The sequence below is a fragment of the Denitrobacterium detoxificans genome, assembly GCF_001643775.1.
GTDB lineage: Bacteria > Actinomycetota > Coriobacteriia > Coriobacteriales > Eggerthellaceae > Denitrobacterium > Denitrobacterium detoxificans.
The window spans coordinates 1,759,790-1,774,804 of sequence record NZ_CP011402.1 but is presented as its reverse complement, the minus strand read 5'-3'; the positions used below and the strand labels follow the sequence as shown (position 1 = coordinate 1,774,804).

General features: G+C 58.1%; 1 protein-coding gene (running past one end of the window). It reads left to right on the top strand.

The window, feature by feature from the left end; all coding sequences use genetic code 11:
* On the top strand, positions 1 to 15,015 hold the 3' portion of the coding sequence (locus tag AAY81_RS10465) for a BspA family leucine-rich repeat surface protein (protein WP_066663396.1). 17,616 nt of this gene lie to the left of the window's left edge; only the last 15,015 of its 32,631 coding nucleotides appear in the window; its start codon lies off the left edge, out of view; the stop codon is at positions 15,013 to 15,015.

The window sequence follows — 15,015 nt, the reverse complement described above, 5'->3', positions numbered from 1 at the left end:
GTTCCCACGGGTACGTCGTTCACGGCGAATCCGGGGTATGACTTCCTGTATTGGTACGATGCTGACTATCAGATCGTTTACCAGTACACCGATGCCGCTGGGCGTATTACCACGGTTTCCGAGGATACCGACCCGGTGTACGAGACGGGTGGCACGGTACAGAAGAAGTTCGAGGAAACCATTACGCCGCGCAAGCGTACGTACAACCCGTACTTGGGCGTCTACGACATCTGGGACGAGTCGAACAGCACGTGGTACGTAGTGGTATCGCCGCATAGCTACACCATCAAGTTCAACATGAATGGTGGCGGCGGTAGCATCGACCCAATCGCCATGAAGGTGGGCAAGTCCCTCACGCTCGACGTTATCGAGCCCACGCGTGTTGCCTACGAGTTCATTGGCTGGAACACGCGTTCCGATGGTCTGGGCACCATGTACTACAACGGTGATGTGCTGAAGAACCTCTCGCTCGACGATGGCGCAGTGGTAACGCTGTATGCCGTGTGGAGGGCAGGCGAGGTGTACGTTACCTACGAGGGTAATGCTTCCGACGCCGTGCTTACGAGTACGGGCATTGCTGGTAACTACGTTGAATACCATAGCATGGGCGATTCGGCCTACGTGGCCGCAGCCAATGTGTTCACGCGCCCTGGTTGGGTACTCGACTACTGGACCGATGACGAATACGGTCAGGGCACCAAGTACTATCCGGGCGCCACGTACGTGGTTCCCACGGTGCCGCTTACGGGCACCATCCGCGTGTTCACGCTGTATGCCCATTGGACGGCCAGCACGTACGTCATCGAGTACGAGGCCGGCACGCCCGTCTTCCGCGGCTCCATGGATCGTCAGCCCATGACCTTCAGCTATGATCAGTCGCTCAACCCGAACCAGTTCGAGCGCGAGGGCTACGACTTCGCCGGCTGGGCGCTTTCGGTTGATAATGCCAATACCTCTATCAAGGTAAATGGCTATCCTGGTGGCTACGTCTTCGAGGATATGGAGGTCGTGCGCGACCTGACGAGCATTGCTGGTACGGTTATCCGCATGTATGCCCTGTGGACGCCCAAGGCGAACGAGGTCACCTGGTTCTCCGATGATTACACGCGGGGTAGCGTGGTTGGCCCCAACCCGGCAATGACGGTGTACACGGGTTCGCAGCCCGACATCAGCGTCGTCTCTTGGAAGGCGCGTGACGGCTTCACGTTCGTGGGCTGGCGCTACGTGACTACCACTGAATGGGGCACCACCATCACTGGTACGGTACTTTCGCCGGTGGATACCACTATCAATGGCATTACCTACAAGGGCGTGAACATCCTTGGTCCTACCGAGTTCTACGCACTGTGGTCTTACGAGCCGGCCGTGGTTTATATGGCGGGTGAACATGGCGCCTTCAACACGGGCAAGAAGTGGGGTACGCAGTTCGAGGCCCTGACCGTTGGTCAGCCCACGCCCGAATACAACGGCGTTACCGAAATGGTGAAGGAGGATGACGGTTCGTCGTCGTACAGGCCCACGGGCAAGGACGGCTTCGTATTCGCGGGTTGGCGCTGCGCCAGCGGCACCAATTCGGGTACGTTCTACGCCTGGGGCACCGTGCTTCCGTTCGTGGAGGACGGCACGACCATCTACGTTGCTGAATGGACGTCGGTGAAGAACCTTACCTTCAATCTGAATACCGTGGATCAGTCGGCTAGCTGGACGACGTCGGCTCCCTCGGGCGCTTCGGGTACGAATGACTATGTGCTGACTAACCAGGTGGGCGACTCCCAGATTACGCTGCCCGGCTATGATGCCGTGTCGCGTCCTGGGTATCGCTTCACGGGTTGGGGTACGTCGCCCACGGGCTTTGCCCTGTATGCACCGGGTGGCACGTACACCATGCCCGCTGAGCATACTACGCTGTACGCCATTTACCTGCAGTACGTGTATGCAGTGCAGTTCAACTCCGATGGCGGCGCTTATGTGGCACCGCGTGGCGGTCTGTACTGGGATAGCACGAATTTCATTCCCTCGGTGGCCCCCAGGCGCGACGGCTATCGCTTCGATGGCTGGTACACCAGCGCAGGCACGCTCATTGACGAAACGAGCGATATTGCTACGGCTGCCGAAGGCGACGATACGCCGCGCGTGATTACGCTTATCGCGCATTGGCTTGATAACTACGTGAACGTGTATTACAAGGTGGCCGACGCCAATGGCAACGTGACCACCGTGGGCGGCACCGTGGAAACGGCGAGCGAAGTCCTCAACTACAGCACGGGCGTTCCCAAGGGCTCCGTGGCCGTGGCAAACGAGGGCTACCACTTCCTGGGTTGGTACCAGCCCAACGTGCTCGATCGCAACGGCAACGTTTCCGAGCAGGGTGGTTGTCTGTCCACTGATTCCGCGTGGGCGCCTACCAAGGCGGCTACCGAATACTGGGAGGACGGCCAGACGTGGTACGCGCGCTTTGCGCCCAATACGTACACTGTTACGTTCAGTGGCGTTCCGCTCGCCGACTTCGACTGCTATGGCGTTACGCATACCGTCACGCAGGAATTTACCTATGACGTTGCGCAGCGCCTTACCGCCAATGGTGGTCGCTTCACCGCGTATGGATACCGCTTCCTGGGCTGGAATTCCGATGCGAGCCGCGCTGCCGACGGCCTGGTTGAGTACGACGACTACCAGCTGGTGAAGAACATCCTCACGGGTGCTTCTGGCGACGATGCCATCACGCTGTACGCCGTCTGGGAGGAGATCGAGCTTCCCGACGAGCCGAGTGGTGGTGGCGATGGCGAAGATGCCGGTCACTACACCGTGAAATTTGACGGTGGCTACGACTACGACCTAGATTCCGCTGGCATCCAGGATCAGGAATTCACCATTGGCGTATACCAGCGCATCACCCCGGTGGGCATCAACTTCCGTCGCGAGGGCTACGTGTTCATCGGCTGGAACACCGATTACGATTTGGCCAAGGCGGGCAACGTACAGTTCCAGGACAACCAGCGCGTGCGCAACCTGTCGCTGCTCGACGGCGATACGGTGACGCTGTATGCGGTCTGGCGCGAAGTCGTGCCCGAGCGCTACTGGACGGTGCGCTTCGATCGCGGCACACAGTCCGATCCTAGCTCGCTTGGCCTTACCGATCAGAAGATCGAAGTGGGCGTTGCCACGCCGCTGAAGACGGCTTATGGTCGCTACACGCGCGATGGCTACACGTTCGCTGGTTGGAACCACGACTCCACGCAGGCGGCAGCAGGCGTGGTGCAGGTGGTGAATGGCGTGCCCCTGACCGACCGCGTGAAGGTCACCGATCTGGTGGGCGAGGGCGAGACGTACATTCTCTACGTTGTATGGAAGTATGTGGGCCATACCGTGAGCTACAACGTAAACGGTGGCAGCATCGTTTCCACGGATGGCAGTGGAAACCCTGCTGTTACGCCCGAAACCAAGTACTACGAGGAGGGCGTTACCGTCACGCGTGCGCGCGATGACCAGTCTACGGGATTCTATCGCAAGGGCTACCTCCTGGTAGGCTGGGATGCCACGCCCAACAAGCAGGGTGATACCCCCGATTACGATTTCCAGAGCACCTTTGTTATGGGTAATGACGACGTAGTGTTCTACGCACATTGGAGCCCCATCACCTATAACGTGCGCTTCCATGGTTATGGCTACAACGACGAGGGCAATGCTGGCTTCGTGCGCGATGCCGACACGGGCAATCTGCGTGACATGGTCGAGCTTACCGGCCTGCGTTACGACCAGCTCTATACCATGCCCTGGAATGAATATATCCACACGGGCTATGACTTTGGCGACTGGCATGCCCTTACCGATCGACTCTGGCACCATACGAGCGACCCCGAGCGCTACGCGTACAATCCTGGTTGGGACGATTACTTCTGCTTTATCGACAATGGCGGCACGTTCAGCAATCTGTGGTCCACCATGGAGGAAGATGGTTCGCCTCATACCGTGGACGTGTACCTGCACTGGATCGGCAGCAACGTGCCCATCGTGTACGAGAGCAGCAATACCGGCCTGGGTACCGTATCCGGCAAGAGCTACGTCTTCCATGGCGATACGCTTGACAGGGGAGAGGTACAGACCAACCCCATCGACGGCTATTGCCTGGATCATTGGGAATACCGCATGGTCACCGACGATGCCCTGAAGCTGGGCCTGGATTATGAGTCGGGTACGCTCACCCCGAATGGCATCTACGATTTCGTCATTACGGGCCCTGTGTTCTTCACTGCCGTATGGGCGCCGGCTCACGTAGTGAACTACCTGGCGAACGATCCTGGTTACGAAGATGGCACGAACTTCTTCGTTGATACCGCTACCGCGCCTGGAACGACCGACGCGCAGAAGAAGGCTGCCGTAAATGGCCAGACGTACTTCCCGCACGTTTCCATGGATGCTGGAACGAAGACCCCCAAGTTTGCGGGCGATACTTCTGGCAGCGGCGCTCCGAAGGGCAAGAAGGGCATGGTCTTTGCGGGTTGGAAGAACGAGGACGGCCAGGTCATCGTAACCTCCGAGACCACCGTAAATGGCTCGCAGCATAAGGTGTACGGCTGGGATCTGTCGGGCATTGCCGTGGCCGACTTGCCCGACGCCGATGGCGATGGCGTTATTACGCTCATTGCCACGTGGGCGCCCGCCAATGCGACCATCGTGTTCCATTGGAATCCGGTTCCCGGTGCCGTGTACAACGAGACCGACACGACGGCAAGCTGGTATCCGAGTGGCACGTACACGCAGGTGACGAGCTTCGATACGCCTACGCAGCTTGATCCGAATCTGTTCACGCTGAATGGCTATCGCTTTGATGCGTGGTCGTACATTGCCGGCACGACGCAGAGCGATCGTTTGTGGGCCGACGGGGAAGTCTTCCAGCTTTCCAGCGCGGAAATCGCGAAGCTGCGCGCCAATGGCTCGCTGGTGCTTTCGCAGGACGATGACGGCGAAGACGTATGGACGATGAACCTGTACGTGCATTGGGTTGCGCGTACTTACACCGTCACCGTCGACAATCCCTACACGGGTGGTTTGGTGAACGTTGATGATCCGAGCTACCTTACTTGGGATGGCACGCTTTCCTACTACGATAAGCTTTCCTATCGCGACGGCAAGATCACTACGACGCCGGGCTATGGCTACGCCAAGGACAATTATGGCCTGTACAACTGGGAGTGGGTGTTCACGCTCGATGATGGTACCGAGGTTACGGGTACTGGTGCAGTGAACGTCATAGGTGGCAAGTTCTACGACCTGGAGGGTCATGAGCTTTCCGGTCCCGTGTACAACGGCACGCCGTGCGACCTTACCGATATTCGCGTGCTGGGCAATGGCTTCGTACGTCCGAAGTGGGAGCGCCTGTATTCCGTGACCTTCAAGAATGGCGAGCATGGCCAGTTCGAGGGCATGGCGGGCACGCAGTTCGATAACTTGCGCGCAGGTACGCAGATCCCCGAAATGGGCTATGGCATGCCTGACTATGACATTATTTGTGAACGCGACGTCGATCCGGATAACGAGGAGCCTACGGTAGCGGGCGAGAACCGTGCACGCTATTTGCTGCAGTATCCGAACCTGTACGATTGGAACGAGTTCCTCTCCGACGGTACGAACAATCTGAACCGTTACCTGCCCATTGGCGATGAGGGTTACGTGTTTGCTGGTTGGGAGGTCGATGGCGGCTACGGCACCACGGTCTACCACTACTATCCGTACGTATCGAAGATTGATGGCAAGAGCCTGGAAGAGTTCTTCGGTGGCGTCTACGTCACCAATCCCGTTACCAATGGCACGGTTCCTTCGTATGACATTACCGTCACGGCGCTGTGGATTCGCGGCAGCTACACGGTGTACTTCGACCCGAACGAGGGCGCTGGTGTGATTATTCACAATAGCAACGGCACGCGCGAAGAGAAGCTGGCCCCCGTGAAGGGCGTGGCGTACTCGCCGTTCGTGACGCCTTCCAAGACCGACGTGCTGCGTCCCGGCTACGTTCTGAAGTCGTGGAATACCGACCCCGATGGTCTGGGCACGACGTACGAGCCTAATGCTGTGTACCCGATTCCGGCGGCTATTACCACGCTGTACGCCATGTGGGAGCAGCAGCAGGCCACCATCAAGTACACCACGTCGAACTGGTGGGTCGATTGGGACAATTCCGACGGCACGCTGGCCGACGACCAAGATGACCAGGGCCTGAACTGGGGCGACGGCTACGCATATCAGACGGTGTGGGCTGGTACGGGCTACATGGTCGACCCGCTGAAGCAGAATGTGAACGAAGACGGCTACCTGATCGACAAGGACGGCAACGTTCTGTATGACGACGAGGGCAACCCGCTCACGCCCGTGAATGAGCCTGGCCCGCGCGCCATTACCGCGTACTCGCAGCTGGGCTATCACTTCCTGCATTGGGCTGACGAATCGGGCAATATCGTGAGCACCGAGCGCACGTTCATTCCGCCTCGCGGCGCTGATGGCGCATATCATGATGCAACGTACATCGCCGTCTTCACGGAAGACGATGACATTACCATTACGTACTCGGTCGACGTTGCCGATGCTGGCTGGCTCACGCGTACGTACGAGAAGGTCGCACCCGCTACGGGCACGGCCATGGGCACGTACCTCTATATCCGCGATGGATATGACTTCCTGGGCTTCTACGATGGCGAGGGCAACTACTATGGTATGGGCACGCTCAATACGGAGTATGGCTACTACGAGTTCGTACCTGGACGTGCTTCCGATGGCATCTACCATGACATCGTCTACATTGCCAGGTTCAGCGAATCTGCCACGCATTACGTGGTGGAATACTGGTTGCAGGATGGCTCGGGCGAGTACTTCATCAACGAGAGCTACACGGCGAGCTACGATGCCAAGACGGGAGATGTGATCACCGTTGCGGCTGACAGCGACCTGATTAAGCCGTTCGATACCGACGGCGTGACGCGTCTCGACCTGTCCGAGGTCTCGCATCACCTGTACCGCCCCGATATTTCCACCACCACCATTACGGTAACGGCGGATGGCCTGTCGAAGATCAAGCTGTACTACGACATTGGCTGCTTCACGCTTACGTATCGCTATGTGTTGAACGGTCAGGGCATCGTGCCTGCCGATTCGCCCATTGCGCCCACCAATCAACCGCGTGGCCTGTATCGCAACAGCTCGGTCATCTTCGACGATACCGCGGCTACCGTTGGCGTGAATGGCTATCAGTTCAGCGGTTGGGTGGCGTACAAGGCTACCGACCTGATTGGCGTGGATTACGCCGAGCTGTGGAAGAACTACGACTTGACCACTACGGTGAAGGTCGACCGCGGTCAGCCTGGTAGTACCGTAGCGTCTGGTTTGGCGGTCTTGAATACCGACGGCGCGGGTGGCTACCTGGTGTACAACGGCGCAGGCAATCCCATTCCTATCTGGGCGAACAATTTGGAGGTTGGCCCGTACAATGGTTCGGTTGCGTATCCGTATGACTTCTGGATGCCCGACGACAATGTGATCATCATTGGCTTCTGGGAGGCCAAGGGCTATACGGTGCGCTTCAACATCGACACCGCGGATGCCGCGAAGGGCGACCTGTACGATGATGCCACCACGTATCCCACGTTGGTGCCTTCGGGAAGCTATGCGTATCGTAATGGCGTTGAGATGGGTACGTACACGCCGCGCGTGAAGGATATCCAGATTCGCCTGCTCGATCACAACAACTGGATCAACATGGGCTGGAACTACACCATGACCATGGATGACGGCACGACCGTTACCGACTTTACTATGTCGCCTTCCACCATCCAGATCATGGGTGACACCACGTTCACGGCCGTCTTCGTAGAGCCGCGCGTCATGGCTTATATGACGGGCTCTGGCGGTAGCTTCGTGCAGGGCGTCGACGACCAGACGCTCATTCAGGATATCCCCGTGAACACGCCCATTACCACGCGTGGCTACTACAATGGCGCCGTTGACAGTAGTGTGGCGGGTTATCCGCCTATCTCTACGTTTGCACCGCAGGGCAAGGAGGGCTACGAGTTCGCTGGTTGGGCGTGGCGTAAGCACATCGTGACGGTGAGTGGTGGCTATGCCACGGTTACGCCCGATCCGATTATGCATACGAACGTGAACCTGGCGACGTATAACCAGCTTATTCTGGCATTTGACTACACGCCTAGCGTGTATGCGAACACGATGCTGTTCGATGCAGGCGTGAATGCCACCATGTTTGCCCTGGGCACCGATTTGATTCTGAACGAGGCATTCCCCACGACGGTGGACGCGAACTACGAGTTTGTGGCGTTGTGGACGCCCATCCGCCATGTGTTCACCATCAATGAGAACAACCCCGATCCTGCGAACATCACGATCACGTTGGATACGACGAAGTACAGCTCGATGAGTTCTCCGACGAATTACTTCGATCAGACGGGTAGCTATGCGCCGGGCTACTGCTCGCGCTTGCCGCTCTTCGACTACGCAACGCGTAGTGACGGTTGGGTTATGGATGGCTATTCCGACACACCCAATGGCGACGTAGTATACATTCCCGGTTCGCCCTATACGGTGGGCGGCCTGGACAAGGTCATCTACATCCATTGGATTCCCGCGTATCCTTCCACCATCGAGTACGCGGTTGATAGCGGTCCGTATGGCGGCGTTTCCACGGGTGGTTTCGTCTATCGCGAGAGCGAAGTCGTTACCGGCGTCGGTGGCGCGGCCAAGGGTTCGTACGCCGTTCCCAATAATGGCTACGTATTCGTGAAATGGGTCGACGCTGCGGGCAATACCCTGAGTAGCGATTCTACTGCCACTACGTTCACTCGTACGGTGGGTGCGGTTACCTATACGTACCAGGGCTACAAGTTCGTACCGCCTACGCCTGCGGCTCCCAATGCGTGGCCTGATCCCTCCATCTACTACGCGGTCTTCCAGGAAGCGCCGCAGATCACCATTACGTACATCGTTGCCGATCCGGCGCGCGGTACCGTGCAGCTGAATGGCGGCGGTTCGCCGGGCACCATGTCGGCCGAAAGCCTGTATCCCGTCTCTGGTACGCCGTTGGGCGCCACTGTTACGCCCAATACGGGTTACACGTATGGGTACTGGGTAGACGAGGACGGCAATAAGGTCACCATGACCTACACGGTGGGCGGCGTAAGCCATCGCCAGCTCGCTGGCATGTCGCTCGTTCCCGAGCGCGTAGATGGAGCCTATAAGTCGGCTACGTACTATTACGTGTTCCAACCGAGCGACAACATCAGCGTCACGGTGGAATACTACCTGGTCAACGCGGCGGGCACCGTTACGCTGGCTGCCACCGACACGCATCCGTACCAGACCACGGGCACCACGGTGAACGCCGTGTCCAAGGGTTGGACGCGCACGTTCAGCGGCTACTACATGCTCACTACGTACCAGCCGAGCGGCATCGAGCTCGTTAAGATCGAGGATGAAGTCAGCGCCATGGGCACCACGGTGCTTCGCCTGTACTACATGGAATACGATGCGCAGCTCACGTTCGACCTGGCGGGCAATCTGCCTCCGGCTATGACGGCGGCCGAGATGCCTTCGTATGGCGGCGCTAATCCGCGTTCGGTTACCTCGGGCCATGCCACCACGCTGCCTTCTGCGGCAGAGGTTACCTACGCTGGCTACACGCTCATTGGCTGGACCGATGTGAAGCCGGCTGAGGGCGACCTTACGTGGGTGTATGCTCCTGGTTCCGCATATACCATGCCGTATAGCGATGCTACGCTGTATGCCATCTGGCAGCCCAACACCAACACGAAATACGTGGTGTATCAGCGTCGCGTGACCTCCAAGGGCAAGCTGCTCTTCGAAGTGAAGGAAGAGCATACCGCCACGACGGGCACGCGCGTATACGCCGACGACCTGTCGTCGCAGTACACGGGCTATGTCTACACGCCTGGTTATGCTTCCGATGCTGCACCTTCGGCCATCGTCGACCGCAAGGGCACCACGGCGCTCGTCATGTACTACGTGGCGCAGCCCATGACGATCATCTACGACTTGGTGGCTTCCGATGCCGGCTGGTCGTATTCCGGCGTGACGCGAGTCGACCAGTACGAGGCGGGCGTGGGCATCACGCTGCCTACGCAGGGCGAAGAGGAAGGCCAGGTGTACCGTCCCGGCTACGTGCTGGTGAGCTGGACGTTCGATCAGGATGGCACGGTGTACGCACCGGGCGCCTCCATCCCCATGCCGGGCATGGCATCTCGTGTGGGTACCATGACGGCCACGTGGCGTGCGCGTAGCGACACCATGTATACGGTGGCGTACCATTACGTGAATTCCGATGGCGAGACGGTGAGCAAGGTAAAGCGTACCGGCACGACCGATACCACCCTTGACGCTTCGGCGCTGGGTCTGATTAACCCGCCGGTGGGCTGGACGTTCGACAGCACCAACGCGGGCAACGTGACGACTGCGAACCTGAACGGCGACGGAACCACCATCCTGCATATCTACTACAAGCCCGATACCGTTTCCTACACGGTGCGTCATGTCTTCCTGAACAACGTGGGCACCATGTTCATCAGCGAGACCGACGAGACGCGTACGGCCGAGGCGGGCAAGGTTATCCATGGCGTCGACGTGGCCCAGACACTCACGGGCTACATTTGGGACAGCACGTGGAGCTACAAGACCGCCGATGACGGCTTTGGCGATAGTGTCATCCGCATCGAGGTTGCCGGCGACGGCACGTCGGTTATGCTGCTGTACTACAAGGCCCTCATGGGTATCGATTACACGGTAAAGATCTACCGCACCAACGCGGCATATACGGATATCGAGCTTATCGACTCCACCGAGTATCACGACGGTCAGGTCGGCTTGACCATTGACGTTGTGGATGCGGGCCTGCATAGGCCCAATGACCCGCGCCTGGTGGGCTACGAGCTCGATCCGAGCTTCTCCGGCGCCACGGTGGGTGGCACCACCTACAATGCCTATCTGTCTTCGCAGGCCATTACGGGTATGGGTGCTTCCAGCGACGTATTCTACATCTACTACGTGGCCAAGAGCACCACTCCGTACAAGGTGGAGCATTGGCAGCTGCATACCGATGGCTCCTCGCCGTACAAGGCGCTTACCGTGGAACGCTACGGCGAGACGAACAGCACGGTATACGCCGCCAACGAGCTGGTTACCTTCGACGGCTTCGTATACAGCCCGTCCGATACGCTGGCGCGTTATGGCGCTACCGACGCTGTTATTGCAGCCGATGGTTCTATGGTGCTGAAGATCTATTACATGGTGCTTGCGTATAACCTGACCATCGACGGCACCACCGGTCAGTTCGCCGATGGCACCTCAGTAATCGGGCCCACTTCGTACGCCACGGGTGATGTGGTGACCATTCCCATCCCCACGCAGATTGGCTACGACTTCCTGGGCTGGTCGGTAAACGATCCGACGGGCGCCATCGAGCTGCTTCCCACGCTTACCACGTGGAATATGCCGGCGGGTAATACCGTCCTGTACGCGCATTGGACGCCTTCGGTGCGTCGCCTGGCGTACGACAACAATTCCAAGAAGGCCCAGGGTAGCGTGCCCGATACGTACGGCGTGTACGGCGGCACCGTGAAGGTTGCCGACCCCACGGGCTTGCTTTCGCGCGTGGGCTACAACTTCGGCGGCTGGGCAACGACCAAGGCTTTGGCCGATGCGGGCACGAGCGACGTGGCCGTGGGCAGCAATTGGACGTTGCTGCTGGATAACAACGACAACGTGGTCTATGCCGTGTGGATTCCGCGCGACGACACGAAGTACGTGGTGTATCACGTGCGTGTGAAGAGTAATGGCGAGCTGGATTCCCCGAAGCGCATCATGGCCACCGAGAACCTGCAGGGCACGAGCGATACCTTGGCAACGGCCGTTGCCAAGACGTTCAATGGCTACACGTTTGATTCCGCGCACGTCTTCAATGCGAAGTTTGGCACTAATTGGCAGGCTAATATCGAGCCCGATGGCTCCACAGTGCTGTACCTGTACTATCAGGCTAACGTGGTGAATTACACGGTGTACACGTACCGTGTGGGCGCCGATGGCCTGGTGCACAACGGTGGCCCGGGCGCCGATGGCACGCCCACGGGCGGCGATCCGATGATTCTGCGCACCGATGTGCTCACGGGCGATGTGGACGATACGGTTACGATTGACGGCACCACGTACATCAACCTGCCGGGGTATTTCTACTATCCCAGCTACACGTATACCGAGGAGGGCGAGACCGAGCCGAAGTACAAGGAAGTGCGCAGCGGCGTGATTACCGCTGATGGTGGTTTGGAGCTGTTCCTGTTCGCTCAAGCGCGTACCGGCATCGAGTTCGAGGTGCACCACTGGAAGGAGAATACGGCCAACCCGAATGGCTTCCAGTACATCGTGACCATCGAGACGGGCGAGGCTGGCGTGTACTACGACGGTATCGACTACCTGCGTCAGGATATTATCGATAGCGGGTATTCGTACAATCCCACGCTTACGGCTACCGAGAACGCGGCGAATCCGCCTCATGTTTCCGAGGGCAAGCTGGATGCGGTGGATAACGATACCTTCGCCAGCACGTTGGTGCTCTACCTGTACTACTCCGCGAATTACGTGCAGATCATCTGGGAGCCCGTGAAGGGCACCTGGGATAGCGGCATTGCGGAAGCGGCGCCTACGTTTGTCGACCCGATCGTCACGCCGACCCAGGGTAACCCTGGTGCGATTCGCGTAGACGACACGGTGACGCCGTACAACACAGCCGATATCATTCGCTATGGCTACCAGCTGATGGGTTGGTCTACCGACCTGAATAACCCCGCGAAGAGCAGCTACACAAGCCCCGAATACACGTTTGCGACGTTCACGATGCCGCCGAGCAGCTTGCGTCTGTACGCGATCTGGCAGCCTCTGCCGCAGAAGATCACGTACTATGCGAATATTTATCCGACCATTAACCCGAAGTTTATCTTCCCGGGTGGCAATGGCGACATGACCGACTACGGTACGACCCCCGATACCTGGGGCGTGACCGACGAGGAAGTTGCCGTGAGCGATAACAAGTTCACGAGGGAGGGCTATATCTTCCTTGGCTGGAGCCATAATCCGCTCTGCCTCAAGGAGAACATTGAGTTCCCGTATCGTAATCCCGATGATCCGGACAACATTCCGTGGGAGAAGTGGAAGCTGAAGGAAACGGTTACCGACCCCGAGGCGAACTACTTGTACGCGATTTGGGAAGAAGAGACGCGCGTTATCGAGTACTGGGGTCCTGATGATATTGCGGTGGCTGATACGCTGGCGTTGCTTTACGCCGATCCCACTGATTCGCGATTGGGTCTTACTAATGCTCAGAAGAACGGTATTTTGAGCGGATCATATACGACGGCGCAAATCGAGAACCTTGCTATTACGAAATGCATTCCGCGTAAGCTGTTCGAGCGTACAGTTAAGCTGTCGGATACTAATCTTGACCTACTGTACACGTACCCGGCGTCAAGCTCTATGCCCGGGTTCGTTGTGAAGGATCCCCGCGATCTTCCGGCGTCCGAGACGGCAAATGGCAGCGTTATCACGTATTTGGGCCATGAGTTCAACAAATGGAAGTTGACTAACGCAACGCTTGGCGCAAACCTGCTCACCACGCATACGTTTGCGAATCTGACGACCATTGATCCTTTGACGGGTCATGGCAAGGTGTTTGGAACGTGGAACTGGTTGAAGGTTACTGTTTCGTACGAGACCAAGGGCGGCACGACATATCCCGATAAGCAGGTTGCCTGGAATGTGGCAAACGTGCTCCAGGGCAAGAGCCCCGTACGTGACGGCTATTACCTGAACGCTACAAAGCCGTGGATTGATAAAACCTCTGCTCTCGGTGCGACGGTGGTGACAAATGCCAAGACAATCGGCGAAATAATGAAGTACAACGACACTCAGGCTCGTGATCCGCTTACCTTTGAGCGTCTTCCCCTTAAGTGCACCGTGTATACGAACTGGGCAACTTCTGCGTACAAGATTAAGTACAACACGCCTACGGGTGCCGCTTCTTACGCTAACAGCAATACGAATTACTACTCTGTTGGATCCGCGATTTATCAGAATCGCCAGCCTGCATTGCCTGGTTATACATTCCTTGGTTGGGGTATTGAGACCGGGGATAAGATTGACACGGCTACTACGTACGCCAACCTGCTCGGCTACCTTGGTAGGAACGATGACAGGACGTACATAATGTCGATCTACGCGTATTATCTGAAGACTTCGGATGGCGTGATTTATAGGACCGATGCAAGCAAGAATCTCATTGCGACGACACTGACGTCGTTTGGCGCTGGCTCGGCAACTCCGCTTGCGGCGTTGAGTACCGGGTCGGGTGCCACAGCCCTGGCGGCTCTATCCGACGATAGTGGGGGAGGGGGTACCGCGCTCGTTGCGCTATCCGAGCAGGATGTTGCGGCGGTTGCGGTTGAGCCCCTAACCCTCGCGTCTGAGCCTGCACAGGACGAAACGGTTGCCATGCTTGCATTGTTTAGCGGAGCTACGACCGATTCTTCGATGAGCGCCGATGCCGCTGCGGGCGCTTCCGCGTCTGCGATTGGCCAGATGGTTGCGGCTGGTGATGCTGCTTCTGCTGCCATGCTGGATGTGGCCTCTGATGCTGCCGCTATTATCAGCGAGGCTGATGGTGCCAGCGAGACGGCTCTTTCGGATGCCAATGCGGGCGATGCCGTTTTGGTCGAAAACGCTATCGGCGACGCTTCGGGTGTTGGCCTCGTTGCCATGAGTGGTGATTCGGATTCCGCTGGGGGTTACCCACCCCAAGCGGAGGATGATGCCATATTATCTGCGGTAGGCCCTGATGGGCTTGCGGCAGCGATTTGTCAGCTCGAGACGGGCGCAAGCCCCCTCGCAGCTGTCATCAACCAGGATGCTCTCCAGGCGGCGTCTCCAACTGGCGCCGCCCAGGGCCTGGTTGCGTAA